The sequence below is a fragment of the Saccharopolyspora cebuensis genome (assembly GCF_039542665.1).
GTDB lineage: Bacteria > Actinomycetota > Actinomycetes > Mycobacteriales > Pseudonocardiaceae > Saccharopolyspora > Saccharopolyspora cebuensis.
In genome coordinates, this window is sequence record NZ_BAABII010000026.1 from 38,287 (window position 1) to 56,090 (window position 17,804).

16 protein-coding genes are annotated in these 17,804 nt (G+C 74.2%); 5 read left to right on the top strand and 11 right to left on the bottom strand.

The window, feature by feature from the left end; translation table 11 throughout:
- Window positions 1-111: 111 nt before the first annotated feature.
- Window positions 112-639: a hypothetical protein gene (locus ABD976_RS28355; protein WP_345368139.1), complete on the bottom strand. Its 528-nt coding sequence runs from the start codon at window positions 637-639 to the stop codon at window positions 112-114.
- Window positions 640-698: 59 nt separating this feature from the next.
- Entirely contained in the window at window positions 699-1,367 is a 669-nt protein-coding gene (locus ABD976_RS28360) for an LppU/SCO3897 family protein (RefSeq protein ID WP_345368140.1), read from the bottom strand.
- A 167-nt stretch (window positions 1,368-1,534) separates the two neighbouring features.
- On the opposite strand from ABD976_RS28360, the gene ABD976_RS28365 reads away from it, so the two are divergent.
- The 3 genes from ABD976_RS28365 to ABD976_RS28375 all read left to right on the top strand — a co-directional run bounded on the left by ABD976_RS28365 (window position 1,535) and on the right by ABD976_RS28375 (window position 4,989).
- Window positions 1,535-3,196 (top strand): DNA repair helicase XPB, encoded by a 1,662-nt coding sequence (locus tag ABD976_RS28365; protein WP_345368141.1) that lies wholly within the window; start codon window positions 1,535-1,537, stop codon window positions 3,194-3,196.
- A gap of 180 nt (window positions 3,197-3,376) precedes the next feature.
- Window positions 3,377-3,970, top strand: a complete 594-nt coding sequence (locus tag ABD976_RS28370) for a suppressor of fused domain protein (protein ID WP_345368142.1) — start codon at window positions 3,377-3,379, stop codon at window positions 3,968-3,970.
- Between the two features lie 26 nt (window positions 3,971-3,996).
- Window positions 3,997-4,989 carry an o-succinylbenzoate synthase gene (locus tag ABD976_RS28375; RefSeq protein ID WP_345368143.1) on the top strand — a complete coding sequence of 331 codons (993 nt, stop codon included), beginning with the start codon at window positions 3,997-3,999 and terminating at the stop codon, window positions 4,987-4,989.
- Window positions 4,990-5,230: 241 nt separating this feature from the next.
- On the opposite strand, the gene ABD976_RS28380 is transcribed toward ABD976_RS28375, so the two are convergent.
- From ABD976_RS28380 to ABD976_RS28410, 7 genes are all read right to left on the bottom strand, one after another.
- Entirely contained in the window at window positions 5,231-5,995 is a 765-nt protein-coding gene (locus tag ABD976_RS28380) for an SRPBCC family protein (RefSeq protein ID WP_345368144.1), read from the bottom strand.
- A gap of 357 nt (window positions 5,996-6,352) precedes the next feature.
- On the bottom strand, window positions 6,353-7,207 hold the full coding sequence (locus tag ABD976_RS28385; RefSeq protein WP_345368145.1) for an FAD binding domain-containing protein: 855 nt from the start codon (window positions 7,205-7,207) through the stop codon (window positions 6,353-6,355).
- A complete protein-coding gene (locus ABD976_RS28390; protein WP_345368146.1) occupies window positions 7,204-9,630 on the bottom strand; it encodes a xanthine dehydrogenase family protein molybdopterin-binding subunit in 2,427 nt (808 codons plus the stop codon). Before ABD976_RS28390 ends, ABD976_RS28385 begins: the two co-directional genes overlap by 4 nt.
- On the bottom strand, window positions 9,627-10,169 hold the full coding sequence (locus ABD976_RS28395) for a (2Fe-2S)-binding protein (protein ID WP_345368147.1): 543 nt from the start codon (window positions 10,167-10,169) through the stop codon (window positions 9,627-9,629). The genes ABD976_RS28390 and ABD976_RS28395 overlap by 4 nt, the downstream gene beginning before the upstream one ends.
- A 90-nt stretch (window positions 10,170-10,259) precedes the next feature.
- The gene (locus ABD976_RS28400; RefSeq protein WP_345368148.1) at window positions 10,260-11,378 is read right to left on the bottom strand and encodes an XdhC family protein; all 1,119 of its coding nucleotides are present in this window, start codon (window positions 11,376-11,378) and stop codon (window positions 10,260-10,262) included.
- A gap of 206 nt (window positions 11,379-11,584) precedes the next feature.
- Window positions 11,585-12,628, bottom strand: a complete 1,044-nt coding sequence (locus ABD976_RS28405; RefSeq protein ID WP_345368222.1) for a vWA domain-containing protein — start codon at window positions 12,626-12,628, stop codon at window positions 11,585-11,587.
- Window positions 12,629-12,681: 53 nt separating this feature from the next.
- Window positions 12,682-13,566, bottom strand: coding sequence for an AAA family ATPase (locus ABD976_RS28410; RefSeq protein WP_345368149.1), 885 nt, complete (start codon window positions 13,564-13,566; stop codon window positions 12,682-12,684).
- Window positions 13,567-13,983: 417 nt separating this feature from the next.
- Here ABD976_RS28410 and ABD976_RS28415 point away from each other — a divergent pair, with 417 nt between their 5' ends.
- Together ABD976_RS28415 and ABD976_RS28420 are read left to right on the top strand one after the other, a co-directional pair.
- A complete protein-coding gene (locus tag ABD976_RS28415; RefSeq protein WP_345368150.1) occupies window positions 13,984-14,541 on the top strand; it encodes a suppressor of fused domain protein in 558 nt (185 codons plus the stop codon).
- A 105-nt stretch (window positions 14,542-14,646) separates the two neighbouring features.
- Window positions 14,647-14,865, top strand: coding sequence for a PspC domain-containing protein (locus ABD976_RS28420; RefSeq protein ID WP_345368152.1), 219 nt, complete (start codon window positions 14,647-14,649; stop codon window positions 14,863-14,865).
- A 46-nt stretch (window positions 14,866-14,911) separates the two neighbouring features.
- Here ABD976_RS28420 and ABD976_RS28425 read toward each other — a convergent pair whose 3' ends face one another.
- Both ABD976_RS28425 and ABD976_RS28430 read right to left on the bottom strand, forming a co-directional pair.
- Entirely contained in the window at window positions 14,912-16,900 is a 1,989-nt protein-coding gene (locus ABD976_RS28425) for a glycoside hydrolase family 84 protein (protein WP_345368153.1), read from the bottom strand.
- 67 nt (window positions 16,901-16,967) lie between these two features.
- Window positions 16,968-17,630, bottom strand: coding sequence for a copper homeostasis protein CutC (locus tag ABD976_RS28430; RefSeq protein ID WP_345368154.1), 663 nt, complete (start codon window positions 17,628-17,630; stop codon window positions 16,968-16,970).
- Window positions 17,631-17,804 lie beyond the last annotated feature (174 nt).

Sequence of the window (17,804 nt, forward strand, 5' to 3'; positions counted from 1 at the left end):
CCTCATCTGGCGCCGCCCCCCGCTCACCTGCGCGGCTGCTTTACACGACACCATACGAGGCGCGCACTAGCTAGATCGTGTGCATCACTGGTCAACTGCGCCGCCGAGCGCTCACACCAACGCCGGGACCGCCTTGAAGCAGTGGGTCAGGGCCGCCTCCCCGTACACCCAGTACACCTCGGAGTCCGGGGTGCAGGCGGACTCCCCGGCCGCGGTCGCCTCCACCGCGGTGACCAGCAGCGTCGCCGAGGGATCCGCGCAGCGGACCTTGGTGCCGAGGCCGAACGACGGCTGGTGGACGCAGTCGCCGACGCGCACGTCCAGGATCCCGCAGGCGATGGTGCTCCCGTCGAGCTCGAACAGGTCGTAGTCGGGGTGGCACCGCCCGTCGCGGGCGATGCGGTGGACCACCAGGTAGTCGGATTCGGACGAGCCGCAGTCGACCACCCGGTGCCCGCCCCACGTTCCCCCGGCGATGTCCACGCACTGCCCGGCGTGCACCGGCCGCTCGGCCGCGAGCCACCCGCCGACCGCGAACAGCAGCGCGGTCAGCAGCAGCGCCAGCGGGATCAGGACCGCGGCGATCAGCCGCCCGGGCGGCCGGGGTTCGGGACCGCCCGTCGGCGGCGGGGGCAACACTGCGCGGGGCCTCCTGTTCTGGCGGGCCCCACGCTATCGGCCCGGCACCCGGCCCCGGATCAGCGCCTCTGGATCTCGCCGAAGCAGACGGTCATGTTCGGGTTCTCGTAGGAGTACCAGCCGTGGTGCTCGGCGCAGACCTTCGTGTGGTCGGTGACGTCGGCGACCTTGACGACCTGGTTCTCGATGCCGCGCTGGGCGCAGTCGGCCTTGATCGGCAGCAGGTTCTCGTCGTAGGGCGTCAGGCAGTCGCCGACCGCGACGTCGAGCACCATGCAGTAGGTCTTGCCGTCGATCTTGTTGTACGCCTTGCCGGGGCACACGTCGTTGCGCTGGCCCTCGACGACCTCCACGACCCGGTAGTCCGACTCGCCGCTGCCGCACTCGGCCTCGCTCATCCGGCCGCCCTCCTGGCTGGCCAGCGTGATGCAGTCGTCGGCCACGACCTCGTCCTCGGCGGTGAACACGATGAACAGCGTGGCCGCCACGGCCAGCACCGCGACCACCGCGGCCACCAGCCCGACGATCAGCGGGGCGCGGCGCTTCTTGGGCAGCTGCGGTGGCGGCGCGCCCCCGGAGACGTGCCGCCAGAAGTCCTGCGAGTCACCCTGGTGACCCGGCGCGGGGTACGGGCCGGACTGGTGCGGGTCCGGCTGTCCCCAGCCCGGCTGCGAGCCGTACGGTCCCGGCTGCGGTCCGTACTGCCCTGGATTCGGTGGGTAGCTCACTGCTCCTCCGGTGTCGCGTTCGCCTCATCCGGGAACATAGCGGACGCACCTCACCCACGGTGCGGCCTCCACCAATCGCAACCGGTGGAATACTGGCGGACGACCGCGACGTTGCCCCCGCGACCACCGCCACCTGCGCCTTCACCGACCCGAGGGAGCACGCACCCGTGACCGACGGACCCCTGATCGTCCAGTCCGACAAGACGCTGCTGCTGGAAGTCGACCACGCCCGCGCCGAGGAAGCGCGCACCGGGATCGCCCCGTTCGCCGAGCTGGAGCGCGCGCCCGAGCACGTGCACACCTACCGCATCACCCCGCTGGCGCTGTGGAACGCCCGCGCCGCGGGCCACGACGCGGAGCAGGTCGTCGACGCGCTGGTCCGGTTCTCCCGGTTCCCGGTGCCGCAGCCGCTGCTGGTGGACATCGTCGAGACGATGGGCCGGTTCGGCAGGCTCCAGCTCGCCCACCACCCGGCGCACGGCCTGGTGCTGAACTCGCTGGACCGCGCGGTGCTCGAAGAGGTGCTGCGGCACAAGAAGATCAAGCCGATGCTGGGCGACCGGATCGACGACGACACCGTCGTGGTCCACCCCAGCGAGCGGGGCCGGCTCAAGCAGATGCTGCTCAAGATCGGCTGGCCCGCCGAGGACCTGGCGGGCTACGTCGACGGCGAGGCGCACCCGATCGCCCTGGAGCAGGACGACTGGACGCTGCGCGACTACCAGGCCCAGGCGGTGCAGTCGTTCTGGGCGGGCGGCTCGGGCGTCGTGGTGCTGCCCTGCGGCGCGGGCAAGACGCTGGTCGGCGCGGCGGCGATGGCCGAGGCGCAGGCCACCACCCTGATCCTGGTCACCAACACCGTCGCCGGGCGGCAGTGGAAGCGGGAGCTGATCGAGCGGACCTCGCTGACCGAGGACGAGATCGGCGAGTACTCCGGGGAGAAGAAGGAGATCCGCCCGGTCACCATCGCCACCTACCAGGTGATCACCCGCAAGTCCAAGGGCGAGTACAAGCACCTGGAGCTGTTCGACTCCCGGGACTGGGGCCTGGTGGTCTACGACGAGGTGCACCTGCTGCCCGCCCCGGTGTTCCGGATGACCGCCGACCTGCAGTCCCGCCGCCGGCTCGGGCTGACCGCGACCCTGGTGCGGGAGGACGGCCGCGAGGGCGACGTGTTCTCGCTGATCGGCCCCAAGCGCTACGACGCGCCGTGGAAGGACATCGAGGCCCAGGGCTGGATCGCGCCCGCCGAGTGCGTCGAGGTGCGGGTGACGCTGACCGACGACGAGCGGCTGCGCTACGCCACCGCCGAGGCCGAGGAGCGCTACAAGGTGTGCTCCACGGCGCGCACGAAGGCGCCGGTGGTCAAGGCGATCCTGGACGAGCACCCCGGCGAACCGGCCCTGGTCATCGGCGCCTACCTGGACCAGCTGCACGAGCTCGGCGAGGCGCTGGACGCGCCGATCGTGGAGGGCTCCACCAAGAACAAGGAGCGCGAGGCGCTGTTCGACGCGTTCCGGCGCGGCGAGATCAACCGGCTCGTTGTGTCGAAGGTCGCGAACTTCTCCATCGACCTGCCGGAAGCCTCGGTGGCCGTGCAGGTCTCCGGCACGTTCGGCTCCCGCCAGGAGGAGGCCCAGCGGCTCGGCCGGTTGCTGCGGCCCAAGGCGGAGCGGCGGCAGGCGCACTTCTACTCGGTGGTCTCCCGCGACACCCTGGACACCGACTACGCCGCGCACCGGCAGCGGTTCCTCGCCGAGCAGGGCTACGCCTACCGGATCGTCGACTCGGACGACCTGCTGGGCCCCGCCATCCCCGACGTCGGCTGACCGCTCGGCGACTCGGTGGCGCGCCGTCGGCGGATCGGGTCCTCGCTCGGCCGTCGAGGGGATACCGTTGCGGCGACAGCAGTCCCGCCCCGCACGGATTCGTCGCCCACGCGCGCCGGGCGGTGCGAGCGCGGCACCGGTCGCCCGTCACCGGTGCCCCCGCACGACACTGGAGATCGGATGACCACCGAGCAGGAACGCACCGCGATGGGAGGGGCACACCGGTTCGTCGGGCTCGCGGAGAGCCTCGAGCGGCACGCGGGGACGCCCACCGGAGCCGAACCGCCGAACGTCCGGGGCAGCAACCGCGGCTACGGGCTGGTGTTCTTCCACCAGGCCGAACACCACCTGAGCACCGTGATCAGCAGCGGCCTGCGGTTCCAGCCGCTGGGCGCCGAACCGGCCCAGGAGCTCGCCTGCACCGTCTACAAGGAGCAGGCCGAGGCCGCGCGGCACCTGGTGGACCTCACCGCCGAACTGCTGGTGCGGGAGCGCACCTACCTGGTCCCCGACCAGATCGTGCCGAACGAGGCGCCGCTGCTGCCGGGCACCGAGTTCCACGGCGTGCTGGCCAGCGGGCACCCGCTGTTCCCCGCGGAGTTCACCCGCTTCACCGACGCCGAGGGCGTCGAGCAGCTCCAGGTGTTCACCCTGCTCCCGGTGACCCTCGGCGAGCTGAACTACATCCTCGACGAAGGCGTCACCGCGCTGCGCCAGCAGTGGGCGCGCTTCGAGGTCGACGTGTTCGACCTGGGTCGGCCCAGCGTGGCGTGACCACCGCGCAGTGACAGGATCGGGGCATGTCCTCGACCGAGCTCACCGACCTGGCGGAACTGGACGCGGTGCGGGTGTACGCGCTGCCGATGCGCAACCGCTTCCGCGGCATCGAGGTGCGGACCGGGGTGCTGCTGGGCGGACCGGCGGGCTGGGGCGAGTTCTGCCCGTTCGAGGACTACGACGACGCGGCGTCGGTGCCGTGGCTGCGCACCGCGCTGGAGTCCTGCGCCGGCGGCTGGCCCGCTCCGGTGCGCGACCGGGTGCCGGTGAACTGCACGGTGCCCGCGGTGGACGCCGAGCGGGCCGCCGCGATCGTCGCCCGCTCGGCCTGCCGCACCGCCAAGGTCAAGGTCGCCGAACCGGGCCGACCCCCCGCCGAGGACCTGGACCGGGTGGCGGCGGTGCGCGACGCGCTCGGTCCGGGCGGGGCGATCCGGGTGGACGCCAACGCGGCCTGGGACGTCGACACCGCGGTCGCCCGGATCGCGGAGCTGGACCGGGCGGCGGGCGGCTTGGAGTACGTCGAGCAGCCATGCCCCGCGGTCGAGGAGCTGGCCGCCGTGCGCCGCCGGGTCGAGGTGCGCATCGCCGCCGACGAGTCGATCCGCCGCGCCGAGGACCCGCTGCGGGTGGCGCTGGCCGGGGCCGCCGACGTCGCGGTGATCAAGGCGACCCCGCTGGGCGGGGTGCGCCGGGCGCTGCGGGTCGCCGAGGCCAGCGGACTGCCGTGCGTGGTGTCCTCGGCGGTGGAGAGCAGCGTGGGGCTCAGCGCGCAGCTCGCGCTGGCCGGGGCGCTGCCGGAACTCCCCTTCGCCTGCGGCCTCGGCACGGTGGCGCTGCTGGAGGGCGACGTGGTCGCCGACTCGCTGCTGCCGGTCGACGGCGAGCTGCCGGTGCCCACCACCGCGCCCGCCCCGGACCCGGCGCTGGTCGCGGCGGCCACCCCGCCCGCGCAGGTCCGGCACCGCTGGCTGGACCGCCTCCGCCGGGTCCACGCCCTGCTCACCGAGTCCTGACCAACCAAGGACCGCTTTCAGAATGGCTTGCGTGGCGGTGCGGGTGGCGGAACCTCAGCGGCCTTCTCGCTCAAGCCGGACACGCCCGCATCACCCGATTTCGCCATGAGTGAGGGGCACCCTTGACCCAGTTACTTGGTCAAGGGTGCCCCTCACTCAGCGGACTTCCGGGTGTCCCCCGGTTGGGGCCGGGCGTGTTGGGCGGTCCCAGTGGCGCCGGTGATCCGTGGTGTGCTGGGGGTCAGCTGTTGCGGTGCTTGCGGCGGCGGATGATGCGGAACAGCAGGGTGAGCGCCAGGAGCGCGGCGGCGGCGGGCAGCACCCGCTTGACCACCGGGGCGCCCGCGGTGCCGAGCAGGTCGATCGCCTCGTCGTCCTGGGCGCGCTGCTGCTCGGGACCGGCGACCGGGGTGACCCGCCAGCTCGGCTCGACGGACCGGTCCGCGGGCGAGGGCTGGGCGGGCCGCTCGGCGGGCTCGTCGGCCGCCGGGGCCTTCGGGGCGGTGCTGCCCTCGGCCGACTCGGCGGCGGGCGGACCCCCGGCGGTGGCCGGTTCGGCGGACTCGCCGGTGAGCTGCTCGGCGAGCCTGTCGGCGAACTGGCCGATGATCTTGCCGCCGACCTCCGAGATCAGGCCGCGGCCGAGCTGGGCGGGCTTGCCGGTCACCTTGAGGTCGGTGTCGACGGTCACCGCCGTCGTCCCGCCCTCGTCGCTGAGCACCGCGGTGACGGTGGCCGCCGCCGTGCCGTTGCCCCGGGAGTCCTTGCCGCTGGCGTCGATGACGACGCGCCGGCCCGCCTCGTCGATCTCCTTGAACTCGCCGGTGCCCTTGTAGAGCAGGGTGACCGGGCCGAGCTTCACCTTGACCGAACCCGTGAACTCGTTGCCCTCGACCCCGGTGAGGGTGGCGCCGGGCATGCACGGTGCGACGCGTTCCAGGTCCAGCATGGCCTTCCACGCCTGGTCGACCGGCACCGGGACGGTGAACTGATGCTGCATCTGCACGGGGGAGTCCTCCTGGTTCGACCGAACGCGGCTCCGCGGAGCCGTTGTCCTGCGCGGCCATCGTCGGACCCGGTGGGCGGGCCCGCGATCGCGCGGTGCCCCGGCGGGGAGCGGACTCCGCCGGCCGGGACGGGCGGCCCGGTGGACCGCCCATCCCACTCTGCCAACTTTCCCCGCCGGGCGCGATGATCGCCGCCTCAGCGGCTCCGGCGACAGGACTGCCTGCCTGCGCGGGGCCGGCGTGGCGGTCGGCGGCGTTGTCGTCAGTCGCCGCAGCTCCGCTGCGACTCCCTCCTCCGCCTCGCCGACCACCACGCTGCTCCCCGCTCGGCGACGGCGCCCTCTTGCCGGAGCCGCTCAACCGCCCGCGGCGGCCAGCACCGCGCGGCCGGTGAGCACCTCGGCGAGGTGCCGCCGGTAGTCCACGTCGGCGCCGGCGTCGGCGGCCGGGCTGGTGCCCTCGGCGGCGTGCCGGGCCGCCGCCCGGACCGCCTCGGCCGTCGCGGGCCCGCCGACCAGCGCGCGCTCCACCGCGGTGGCCCGCACCGGGGTCGGTCCCATGTTGGTCAGCGCGATCCGGGCCTGCTCGACGGTGCCGCCGTCGACCCGCACCGCCGCCGCCACCCCGACGATCGACCAGGCCTGCGCGACCCGCTGGAACTTCTCGTAGTGCGCCCGCCAGCCGGTCCACTTCGGCACCCGCACCTCGGTGAGCAGCTCGCCGTGGCCCAGCGCGGTGGAGAACAGGTCGACGAAGAAGTCCGCCGCGGCGACGGTGCGCCGCCCGGACGGTCCGTCGAGCACGAACTCGGCGTCCAGCGCCAGCACCGGGGCGGGCAGGTCCCCGGCCGGGTCGGCGTGCGCCAGCGCCCCGCCGAAGGTGCCGCGGTGGCGCACCTGCGGATCGGCCACGGTGCGGGTGGCCAGCGCGAGCAGCGGCGCGTGCTCGGCGACCAGCGGGTCGCGCAGCACCTCGTGGTGGGTGGTGGTGGCGCCGATGACCAGCGCGTCGCCGTCCTCGCGGATGCCCCGCAGCTCCTCGATCCGGCCGAGGTCGACGACCAGGCCGGGGTCGGCGAGCCGCATCCGCAGCACCGGCAGCAGGCTCTGCCCGCCCGCCAGCACCTTCGCGTCGTCGTCGGCGCGGGCCAGCACCCCGACCGCCTGGGCGATCGAGGTGGGCGCGACGTAGTCGAACTGGGCCGGGATCATCGGGCATCCCCCCTCGTGGAGCCGAGACCGCCCCCGGCTTCCGGTGCGGTCGCCGCGCTCTCCCGCGCGCCGCTGATCGCCCGCCACACCCGCTGCGGCGAGCACGGCATCGGCACGTCGCGCACCCCGAGGTGGCGCAGCGCGTCGACCACCGCGCCGACGACCGCCGGGGTGGAGGCGATGGTGCCCGCCTCGCCGACGCCCTTGACGCCCAGCGGGTTCGAGGTCGCCCGGGTCTCGGTGCGGTCGGTGACGAAGTCCGGCAGGTCCACCGCCGAGGGCACCAGGTACTCGGCGAGCGTGCCGGTGGTCAAGGTGCCCTCCTCGTCGTGCACCGCCTCCTCGTAGAGCGCCTGCGCGATGCCCTGGGCGAGCCCGCCGTGCACCTGGCCCTCGGCGATCATCGGGTTCACCACGGTGCCGATGTCGTCGACGCAGACGTAGGAGCGGATGCCCACCCGGCCGGTCTCGGTGTCCACCTCGACCGCGCACAGGTGGGTGCCGTGCGGGAAGCTGAAGTTCTCCGGGTCGTAGCTGGCCTCGGCGTCGAGGTTGGGCTCCACGCCGTCGGGCAGGTCGTGCGCGGCGAACGCGGCCAGCGCCACCTCGCCGAGCGCGACCCCGCGGCCGGTGCCGCGCACCCCGAAGCCGCCCGCGTCGAACTCGACGTCGTCCTCCGCGCACTCCAGCAGGTGCGCGGCGATCCGCTTGGCCTTGGCCACCACCTTGTCGGCGGCCTCGACCACCGCCACGCCGCCGACCGCCAGCGACCGCGAGCCGTAGGTGTCCAGCCCGCGCGGCGAGCTCTGGGTGTCGCCGTGCAGCACCTCGACGTCCTCGAACGGCACGCCGAGCCGGTCGGCGACGAGCTGGCTCCACGCCGTCACGTGCCCCTGGCCGTGCGGCGAGGTGCCGGTGACGACCTCGACCTTGCCGGTGGGCAGCACCCGGATCGCCGCGTGCTCCCAGCCGCCCGCGCCGTAGGACAGCGAGCCCAGCACCCGCGACGGCGCCAGCCCGCACATCTCGGTGAAGGTGGACACGCCGATCCCGAGCTGCACCGGATCGCCGGCGTCCCGGCGCCGCCGCTGCTCGGCGCGCAGCTCCTGGTAGCCGAACAGCTCCTCGGCCCGCGCGGTGGCGGCCTCGTAGTTCCCGGAGTCGTAGGTGAGCCCGGCGACGGTGTCGAACGGGAACTCCTCGTGCCCGATCCAGTTCCGCCGCCGCAGCTCCAGCGGGTCGGTGCCGAGCTCGGCGGCCAGCTCGTCCATCATCCGCTCGATCGCGAAGGTGGCCTCCGGCCGTCCCGCGCCCCGGTAGGCGTCGGTGGGCGTCTTGGTGGTGAAGACGTTGGTGCAGGAGAAGTGGTAGGCGGGGAACTTGTAGATCCCGTTGAACATGAACGCGCCGAGGATCGGCACGCCCGGCGTCACCAGCCGCAGGTAGGCGCCCATGTCGGCGAGCAGCTCCACCTTCAGCCCGGTGACCGTGCCGTCCCGCCGGGCCGCCAGCGACAGCTTCTGCACCTGGTCGCGGCCGTGGTGCGCCGAGACCATGCTCTCCGAGCGGGTCTCGGTCCACTTCACCGGGCGGCCGAGCTCGCGGGCCACCACGAAGGTGAGGACCTCCTCCGGCGTCACCTGGAGCTTGCCGCCGAAGCCGCCGCCGACGTCGGGGGCGATCACCCGGATCTTGGTCTCCGGCACGCCCAGCGACATGGCCAGCATCAGCCGCAGGATGTGCGGCACCTGGGTCGCCGACCACACCGTCGTCTGCTCCCCGGTCGGATCCACCACCACCGAGCGCGGTTCCATGAACGCCGGGACGAGCCGCTGCTGCCGGAAGGTCCGGTCGATCCGCACCTCCGCCTCGGCCAGCGCGCGTTCCACGTCGCCGCCGGTGCCCGCCGCGGCGGAGTCGAAGGTCCAGGTGGCGCTGCGGTTGGTGCCGAGGTCGGCGTGCACCGGCGGGGAATCCGGCGCGGCGGCCGATTCCAGGTCCAGCACCACCGGCAGGTCCGCGTAGTCCACGTCGATGGCGTCCAGCGCGTCGCGGGCCTCGGCGGCGCTGCGGGCCACCACCACCGCGACGGCCTCCCCGGCGAAGCGCACCTCGTCCACGGCCAGCGGCGGTGCGGCGGGCGCCAGCATGTCCTCGGTGACCGGCCACGCGCACGGCAGCGAACCCTGCACGTCGGCGAGGTCGCGACCGGTGAACACCGCCCGCACCCCGGACATCCGGCGCGCCTCGGCGGTGTCGACGGCGGTGATCCGGGCGTGCGCGACCGGGCTGCGCAGCACCGCGAGGTGCAGCATCCCCGGCAGCACCAGGTTGTCGGTCCACCGGGTGCGCCCGGTGAGCAGCCGCGCGTCCTCCTTGCGGAGGCGGGCGCGGCCGAGTTCCGGTTCGGCGGTCGAGGTCATGAGCGGCCCCCGGAGAGCTCGGCGGCCCGGTCGGCGGGCTCGCGCGGGGCCGGTGGCTCGACGTCGGATTCGGCGGTGGCGCGCAGCCGCCCGGCCGCGTCCCGCACCGCGCGGACGATGTTCTGGTAGCCGGTGCAGCGGCAGAGGTTGCCCTCCAGGCCCTCGCGCACCTGCTGCTCGGTCGGGTCCGGTTCGTCGGCGAGCAGGTCGAGGGACTGCATGATCATGCCCGGCGTGCAGAACCCGCACTGCAAGGCGTGGTTGTCGTGGAACGCCTGCTGGACGGGGTGCAGCTCGCCGTCGGCCAGCCCTTCGACGGTCCGCACCTCGCAGCCGTCGGCCTGGACGGCGAGCACGGAGCAGGACTTCGCGCTGCGCCCGTCCAGGTGCACGGTGCAGGCGCCGCAGTTGCTGGTGTCGCAGCCGACGACGGTGCCGACCTTGCCCAGCCGTTCGCGGAGGTACTGGACGAGCAGCAGGCGCGGTTCGACGTCATCGGCGTACCGATCGCCGTCGACGGTGACGGTGATGCGCGGCATGGGGCCTCCTCGGCAACGAGTGCTCCACTGGGGTGATGGAGGTCACGTCGTCCCGAGCCTGCTACGCCGAACGAGTCCCGGCAATCGGACTCACGGGTGATGGTGGATCGGTCCGTCGGCCTCGCTCAGTCGCGTTCCGCGACCGCCCCAGCGCAGCGCGATCAGCTCCGCCGCGATGGACACCGCCGTCTCCTCCGGCGTGCGGGCCCCGAGGTCCAGCCCGATCGGCGAGGACAGCCGGGCCAGCTCCGCCTCGGTGAGCCCCTGCTCGCGCAGCCGCCGCAGCCGGTCGTCGTGGGTGCGCCGGGAGCCCATCGCGCCGACGTAGCCGACGTCGCGCCGCAGCGCCTCCTCCAGCACCGGCACGTCGAACTTGGGGTCGTGGGTGAGCACCATGACCGCGGTGCGCTCGTCCAGCCGCCCGGCGGCGGCCTCCGCGGCGAGGTAGCGGTGCGGCCACTCCACGACCACCTCGTCGGCCTCCGGGAACCGCGTCTTGGTGGCGAACACCTGCCGCGCGTCGCACACCGTCACCCGGTAGCCGAGGAAGCTGCCCATCCGCGCCATCGCGGCGGCGAAGTCGATCGCGCCGAACACCAGCATCCGCGGCGGCGGCTCGAAGGAGTTGACGAAGACCTTCAGCCCCTCGCCCCGGCGCTGCCCCTCCGGGCCGTATTCCAGGACCCCGCTGCGCCCGCTGGCCAGCATGCCCCGCGCGTCGTCGATCACCGCGTCGTCCACCCGGGCCGAGCCGAACCCGCCGACCACCCGGTCCCGCCACACCAGCAGCCGGCGCCCGACCAGCCCGGCGTCCGGGTGCGCGACCACGGTGGCCACCGCCACCGGCACCTCGTCGCGCACCGCCCGCACCACCTCGTCGAGCTCCGGGAAGGTCTCCCGGTCGACCCGCTCGACGAAGATGTCGATGATCCCGCCGCAGGTCAGCCCCACCGCGAAGGCGTCGTCGTCGCTCACCCCGTAGCGCTCCAGCAGCGGCGGATCACCGCCGAGCACGGCACCGGCCCGCTCGTAGACCGCGCCCTCGACGCAGCCGCCGGAGACGCTGCCGACCGCCTCGCCGTCCCCGGTGACCAGCATCGCCGCCCCCGACTGCCGCGGCGCCGACTTGAAGGTGTCCACCACGGTCCCGAGCCCGACCGGCTCGCCCGCCTCCCAGCGCTTGCTCAACTCGTCCAGCACGTCACGCACAGCACACCTCCGGCTCAGGGGCCCTTCCAGGAAGCGGCGGAGCCGCTTCGCGGTGAGGCCGTCGACTCGCACCGCCGCGGGTTCTCAGCGGCCTTCTCGCGAGGACAGCGCCGCGAAGCGGGTACCTCGCCGAGCGGCTCCCGCAGTGGGAAGGCCGCCGGGTTTCCGCCACCCGCACCGCCGCGCACGTCATCGTGAAAGCAGTCCTAACCCGTCCGCCGCACCCATGACCACACGTCCTCCAGCGAACGCAGGCTGTGTCCGGCCACCAACCGATCAACGTGCGGCAGGGCCGCGACAATCCCGGACTGCACCGGTTGGTACCCGGAATGCCCGGCGTGCGGGTTCGCCCACACCACCCCGCGGGCGAGCCGACGCAATCGGTGCAGCTGCTCGGCCAGCAACGCCGTGTCCCCGCGCTCCCAGCCGTCGGAGAACACCACCACCGCCGCGCCGCGCGCGACACCGCGCTGCCCCCACCGGTCCAGGAACGCCCGCAGCGTCTCGCCGAGCCGGGTCCCGCCGCTGAAGTCCGGCACCGCGCGGGACGCCGCCGCCAGCGCCGCCTCCGGGTCGCGCTGCCGCAACTGCCTGCTCACCCGGGTCATCCGGGTGCCGAGGGTGAACACCTCGGTGCTCATCGGGGCCCGCCGCACCACCACGTGCGCGAACCGCAGCAGCGCGTCGGCGTAGGGCGTCATCGACCCGGACACGTCGACCAGCAGCACCACCCGGCGCGGACGGCGCGCGGTGCTGCGCCGGGCGAACCGGACCGGTTCCCCGCCGGAGCGCAGCAGTTCCCGCAGCGTGCCGCGCGGGTCCAGCTCGCCCCGCCTGCTGCGGCGCCTGCGCAGCGCCGCCCGGGACGGCGGATCGGGCCGCAGCACCGCCAGCATCCGCCGCAGGTGCTCCCGCTCCGCCTCGCCCAGATCGCTGAGGTCGCGCTCCCGGAGCCGCTCGGCGTCGCTGGCCGCCGCGGCCAGCGGATCACCGCCGCCCTCCCCGTCCTCGCCGCCGTCCTCGGCCAGCGGCGCGATCCGCGCCGGGCGGGGCACCGGCGGGCCCGGCCGCTCCACCGGCAGCGGCTCGGCGCGGAACCACAGCGCGAACGCCGCGTCGTAGCGCGGCACGTCGTCCGGGTCGGCGCACAGCGTCACCCGGCCCGCCCAGTACAGCGCGCCCCGGTCGGCCAGCTCCACGTGTTCGGCGGCGGCGAGGAACGCCTGCACCCGCGCCGGATCGCAGGCCATCCCGGAGTGCCGCAGCGCGCGGGCGAACCCGACCAGGCCGGTCAGCGGGCGGGTCACGGCACGAGGCCCGCGGCCCGCACCCGTTCGGCGTCCTCCCGGTACTTCAGCACCGCGCCGAGGGTGCTCGCGGCCACCTCGGTGTCCACCTCGTCCTGGCCGAGCGCCTGCAACGCCTGCGCCCAGTCCAGCGCCTCGGCGACCCCGGGCGGTTTGAGCAGCTCCAGCTCCCGCATCCGGCGCACCGCACCGCCCACCCGCTCGGCCAGCCGGTCGTCCAGCCCGGGCAGCCTGCGGCGCAGGATCGCCACCTCCCGCTCCTGGTCCGGGTGCTCCAGCCAGTGGTAGAGGCAGCGGCGCTTGAGCGCGTCGTGCACCTCGCGGGTGCGGTTGGAGGTGAGCAGCACGATCGGCGGCTCGACCGCCCGCACCTCGCCGAACTCCGGGATGCTCACCGCGTACTCGGAGAGCACTTCCAGCAGGAACGCCTCGAACTCGTCGTCGGCCCGGTCGATCTCGTCGACCAGCAGCACGCACGGCGCCTCCCGCAGCGCCCGCAGCAGCGGTCGCGCCAGCAGGAACCGGTCGGTGTAGAGCGAGGATTCGGCGGCGTCGGCGTCCAGCCCGCCGGTCGAGGCGGCCTCCAGGGTGCGCAGGTGCAGGAGCTGGCGCGGGAAGTCCCAGTCGTAGAGCGCCTGCGCCGCGTCGATGCCCTCGTGGCACTGCAACCGGATCAGCTCCACGCCCAGCGCCCCGGCCAGCGCCTGCGCCAGCGCCGTCTTCCCGGTGCCGGGCTCGCCCTCGCACAGCAGCGGACGGCGCATCCGCATCGCCAGGAACGCCGCCGTGGCGATGCCGTCGTCGGGCAGGTAGCCCGTGCCGTCCAGGGCCTTGGCCACCTCGGCCGGGGAAGTCAGGTCGTGCGCTCGGTCCACCGCCATGGGGCCGAGGGTATGCGAACGGAAGCGGTTTGTGAGGGCCCCGCAACCACCCGGGACCGACGCCCCGAGGTTCTGAGTGAGGGGCACCCTTGTCCCAGTTACTTGGGCAAGGGTGCCCCTCACTCAGCTCCCGAACGGGTGACTGGCGCCGGAAGGGACCGCTTAGGGGTCCTTTCCGGATGCGGCGGAGCCGCATGCGGTGCGGCCGTCAACCGGCACCGCCGCCCGTGCTCGGACGTGACCGCTCAGCGATCTTCTCGCGAGGACAGCGCCGACGCCGGGTACGTCGTTGGTACATCAGGAGGCGATCCCGCAGCGAGAAGACCGCTGAGGTTCCGCCACCCGCACCGCCACGCAGACCATCGGCGAAAGCGTTCCTTAGGATCGGGCGGGGCGGTACTCGGCGGGAAGGCGGACATGGGTCGGTTCAGCGGATTCCCGGAGCACGTCGAGAAGCACGTCGGGCGGGTGCGCGGCGCGGACAGCCGGACCACCGGTGAGCGCCTCCGGTCCTACCACGTCGTGTACTGCGACCACTCCGACGGCGCGCACGTCACGCTGCTGACCAGCGGGCTGCGGGATCGCGTCGAGGGCGCCCCGCTGCCGCAGGAGCTGGTCTGCACGCTGCGCGCCGACCAAGAGCGCTACGCCAAGCACCTGCTCACCGTGCTCGCCGAACTGCTCGCCGAGAGCCGCAGCCGGGTCGGCTACGGCGCGTTGATCATGAACGACCGCGTCCTGCTGCCCGACACCGAGGTCGCCGGGGCGCTCGCCGCGCCGCACCCCTACCTCGGCGACGAGTTCGACGTGCTGCTCGACGCCGACGGGCAGCCGGTGCTCCAGCTCATCACGCTGGTGCCGGTCAGCCGCGCCGAAGCGCAGCTCGTCGCCCGGTACGGCCGCGACGCCCTCTACGACCGGTGGGAGCGGCACGGCAGCGACCTCACCGACGTGCACCGGCCGTCGGTGGCCTGAGCGCCCTCCCCCGACCAGCGGGCGGGTGCGTTCCGGGGCCGGTTCCGGGTCGGCTCGGGGTCGCACCCGGAGGTCCGCGGCGCCCGGGCGGCGCAGGCTGGAACCATGACCGAGACCAGCTCCACCACCACCCGCAAGCTCCGCCGCAGCCGCGACGACCAGATGCTCGGCGGGGTCTGCGCCGGGTTCGCCGCGATGCTCGGCATCGATGCCGCGATCGTCCGCGTCGTGCTCGTCGCCGCCACCCTGCTCGGCATGGGCGCGGGCATCCTGATCTACCTGGCCTGCTGGGTGATCGTGCCCCAGGAATCAGCGCAGGGGTGAGTCAGCGCGACGTCGTTCGGCGCAGGGTCGTTCAGCGCAGGGTCGTTCAGCGCAGGGTCGGTGCCTGCCGGACGAACGCGTCGAGCACCCCGTCGGCGACCAGCACCGGGGCGTCCGGGCGGACCTCCTCCGGCGAGGACCGCACCGCCCCGGCCTCGGCGGCCAGCCGGGCCGCCGCGTCGAACCGCCGACCGGCCAGCGCCTCGTCGCCGTCGGTCCGCGCCCGCAGGCCGTCCAGCGAGGCCAGCAGCGCGTCGCCCCACAGGTCCGCGGCGGTCAGCCACGGCTGCGCGTCGGAGGTGAAGTTCGGCGGGGCGCCCGCCCGGATCCGCTCCGGCGCCTCGGCGACCGCCCGCGCGTAGGCGTCGAGCCCGTCCAGCGCGGCCCGCCGGTCCCCGGCCTGCCAGGCGCGGTGGAACCCGTCGATCCGGCGGGACAGCTCCGGCGCCGGAGGCAGCCAGGTCTCGCCGCTGGGCAGCGGTGCCGCGTGCAGCAGGTCGAAGAACACGCCGAGCGCGTCGGCCGTCGCCGGATCGGCCACCAGGCCCGGGTCCGGAGCCGTCGAGCGGTCCCCGGCGAGGTGCTCGGCCGCCGCGCGCCACGCCCGCGCCGGGTCGAACGCCGCGTCGTTCCAGGCGAAGTCGGCCGCGCCGAACTCGACGACCTGGCTCGCCGCCGCCTGGTTCATCGGGTTCACCACGAGCCCGGTGAGCTCCTGCGACAGTCCGGGTTCGCGGTGCGCGTAGGGGCCGAGGAGCAACCGGCCGGCCGAACCGTCGAAGTCGTTGACCGGGTAGTTGTCCCACAGGAACAGGTCGCGGCCCCAGGTCTCGCCCGCCCGCCGGGCGTCGTCGACCGAGATGCCGTCGGGCACCACGCCGTCGCCGGTCCACATCACCTGCACCCGCGGGTCCAGGCCCGCGCGCAGCGCCGCCTTGTACGGCGAATCGTCCAGGTCGGAGTACTCGGTGGGCACGAACTGCAGCGGCGCCACGTCGGGATTGCGGTCGACGAACTCCCGCTGCACGCGGTTGAGCAGCTCGGTCTGCGCCCGCCCGGCGGCGGCCTGCGACGGCTCGCCGTAGACGGCGCGGTCCTGCGCGCAGTTCCACCGCGTGTAGCTGATGTCGTCCAGCGGGATCGAGAAGTCCCGCACGCCCGCCGCGTGCACGGCGGAGAGCTTGTCCAGCAGCGCCTGGGAATCCGCCGGATCGCTGTAGCAGATCGAGGTGCCCGGCGAGAGCGCGAAGGTGAACTTGACGTGGTGCGCGGCGGCCTGCCCGATCAGCTCCCGCACCTCGGCGAGCTGATCCGGCGGGTACGGCTCGCGCCAGCGCTCCCGGTGGTACGGGTCGTCCTTCGGCGCGTAGATGTAGGTGTTGAGCTTGACGTCGCCGTAGAACGCGAGCTGCTCCATCCGCTCCTGGTGCGTCCACGGCGGGCCGTAGAAGCCTTCGATGGTGCCGCGCAACGGCATCGACGGCTCGTCCACCACGGCGACCCCGGCGATCCGGCCCGGCGAGGTGAGCTGCCGCAGCGTCTGCACGCCGTAGTAGGCGCCCGCCGGGTCGGAGGCCCCGACGAACAACGCGTCGCCGCCGCGCCCGGCCAGCACGTAGCCCTCCGGCGGGAGCGGGGCGGGTGCGTCGACGCCGAGCTCCTGGAGGCCCTTGACCACGGTCGGCGACGTGCGGTCGCCGACCCGCACGCTCAGCGAGACGTCCCCGCCCTCCTCGCCGGGCTGGCGGACCACGACCTCCTCGGCCCCGGCCTGGCTCAGCACCTGCCGGGCCAGGTCGCGCGTCGGCTCGTCGACCAGCGGATCCACCACCACCTCGACCCGGCCGCGCACCGCGATGTCGTCGCCGAGCCGCCGCATCTCCTTCGGCTGCGGCGTCACCTGGGGCAGTTCGACACCGGGCAGCGCCCCCGACTCGGGGGCGGCGGGTGCGGGCGGCGGCGCGTCGGTGCACGCGACCAGCGCGGCGGTGACGGCGACGCCGATCAGCGCCGCTCGACCTCGTCGAAGGACCATCGAGTCCCTGACCTCCTCCGGTGGGCTCCGGCCCCCAGGAGATCACACGCCGGTCACGGCGTTGCGGTCAGGCGTCGACCCGGCGACGCCACTCCCGGACCCGGCCCGCGTCCACCGCCGTACCGTCCAGGGCCGCGCGGCCGACGTGGAACGCGCGCACGCCCATGCCGAGCAGCTCGTCGACGTGGTCCGGCCGCAGCCCGCCGCCGACCAGCAACGTGACGCCCTCGACGTCCTGCTGGTCGGCGAGGACCCGCAGCGTGCCGAGGCCCTCCTCGACGCCCTCGGCGGACCCGGCGGTCAGCACCGCGTCCGGGCCGAGCGACACCGCGTGGTCCCAGGCGAGCTGGTACTGCAGGGCGTGGTCGACGGCGCGGTGGAACGTCCACGGGCAGCCGGCGAGCTCGTCGGCCAGGTTCCGCGTGGTGCCGACGTCGACCTGCCCGGTCCCGTCCAGGAATCCCAGGACGAACTCGGCCGCCCCGACCTCGCGCACCGCCACCGCCTCGCGGCGCAGCGCCTCGACGTCGCCCGCGGTGTAGCCCTCGCCGCGCACCATCACGCGCACCGGCAGGTCCGTGGCGGCCAGCACCTCGCGCACCACCGCCGGTTCCGGCGTCCGGCCGTCCGACGCGCGGTCCCGCACCAGCTCCAGCCGGTCCGCCCCGCCTTCCTGCGCGGCGGTGGCATCAGCGGCGTTCTCGACGATCACTTCGAGCAGCGCACCCATACCGGCACACCGTACCCACCCGTCCCCGCACCCACCCGTCCCCGAACGCCCCGGTCGGTCCCGGCCCGCGCCAGCCCGGGGGCGATCACCGGATCGGGAACCGAGTGCGGGGCACCCCCACCAGGCCGGGAACCGAGTGCGGGGCACCTTCAGCCGACCAAGCCGGGTGAAGGT

What these genes read in the sequence shown, in the direction of transcription:
- ABD976_RS28430 (WP_345368154.1), bottom strand. Translation starts at nt 17,630, where the DNA reads ATGGGTGCGCTGCTCGAAGTGATCGTCGAGAACGCCGCTGATGCCACC.
- ABD976_RS28405 (WP_345368222.1), bottom strand. Translation starts at nt 12,628, where the DNA reads ATGGCCTGCGATCCGGCGCGGGTGCAGGCGTTCCTCGCCGCCGCCGAA.
- ABD976_RS28395 (WP_345368147.1), bottom strand. Translation starts at nt 10,169, where the DNA reads ATGCCGCGCATCACCGTCACCGTCGACGGCGATCGGTACGCCGATGAC.
- ABD976_RS28375 (WP_345368143.1), top strand. Translation starts at nt 3,997, where the DNA reads ATGTCCTCGACCGAGCTCACCGACCTGGCGGAACTGGACGCGGTGCGG.
- ABD976_RS28425 (WP_345368153.1), bottom strand. Translation starts at nt 16,900, where the DNA reads ATGGTCCTTCGACGAGGTCGAGCGGCGCTGATCGGCGTCGCCGTCACC.
- ABD976_RS28370 (WP_345368142.1), top strand. Translation starts at nt 3,377, where the DNA reads ATGACCACCGAGCAGGAACGCACCGCGATGGGAGGGGCACACCGGTTC.
- ABD976_RS28410 (WP_345368149.1), bottom strand. Translation starts at nt 13,566, where the DNA reads ATGGCGGTGGACCGAGCGCACGACCTGACTTCCCCGGCCGAGGTGGCC.
- ABD976_RS28390 (WP_345368146.1), bottom strand. Translation starts at nt 9,630, where the DNA reads ATGACCTCGACCGCCGAACCGGAACTCGGCCGCGCCCGCCTCCGCAAG.
- ABD976_RS28415 (WP_345368150.1), top strand. Translation starts at nt 13,984, where the DNA reads ATGGGTCGGTTCAGCGGATTCCCGGAGCACGTCGAGAAGCACGTCGGG.
- ABD976_RS28385 (WP_345368145.1), bottom strand. Translation starts at nt 7,207, where the DNA reads ATGATCCCGGCCCAGTTCGACTACGTCGCGCCCACCTCGATCGCCCAG.
- ABD976_RS28420 (WP_345368152.1), top strand. Translation starts at nt 14,647, where the DNA reads ATGACCGAGACCAGCTCCACCACCACCCGCAAGCTCCGCCGCAGCCGC.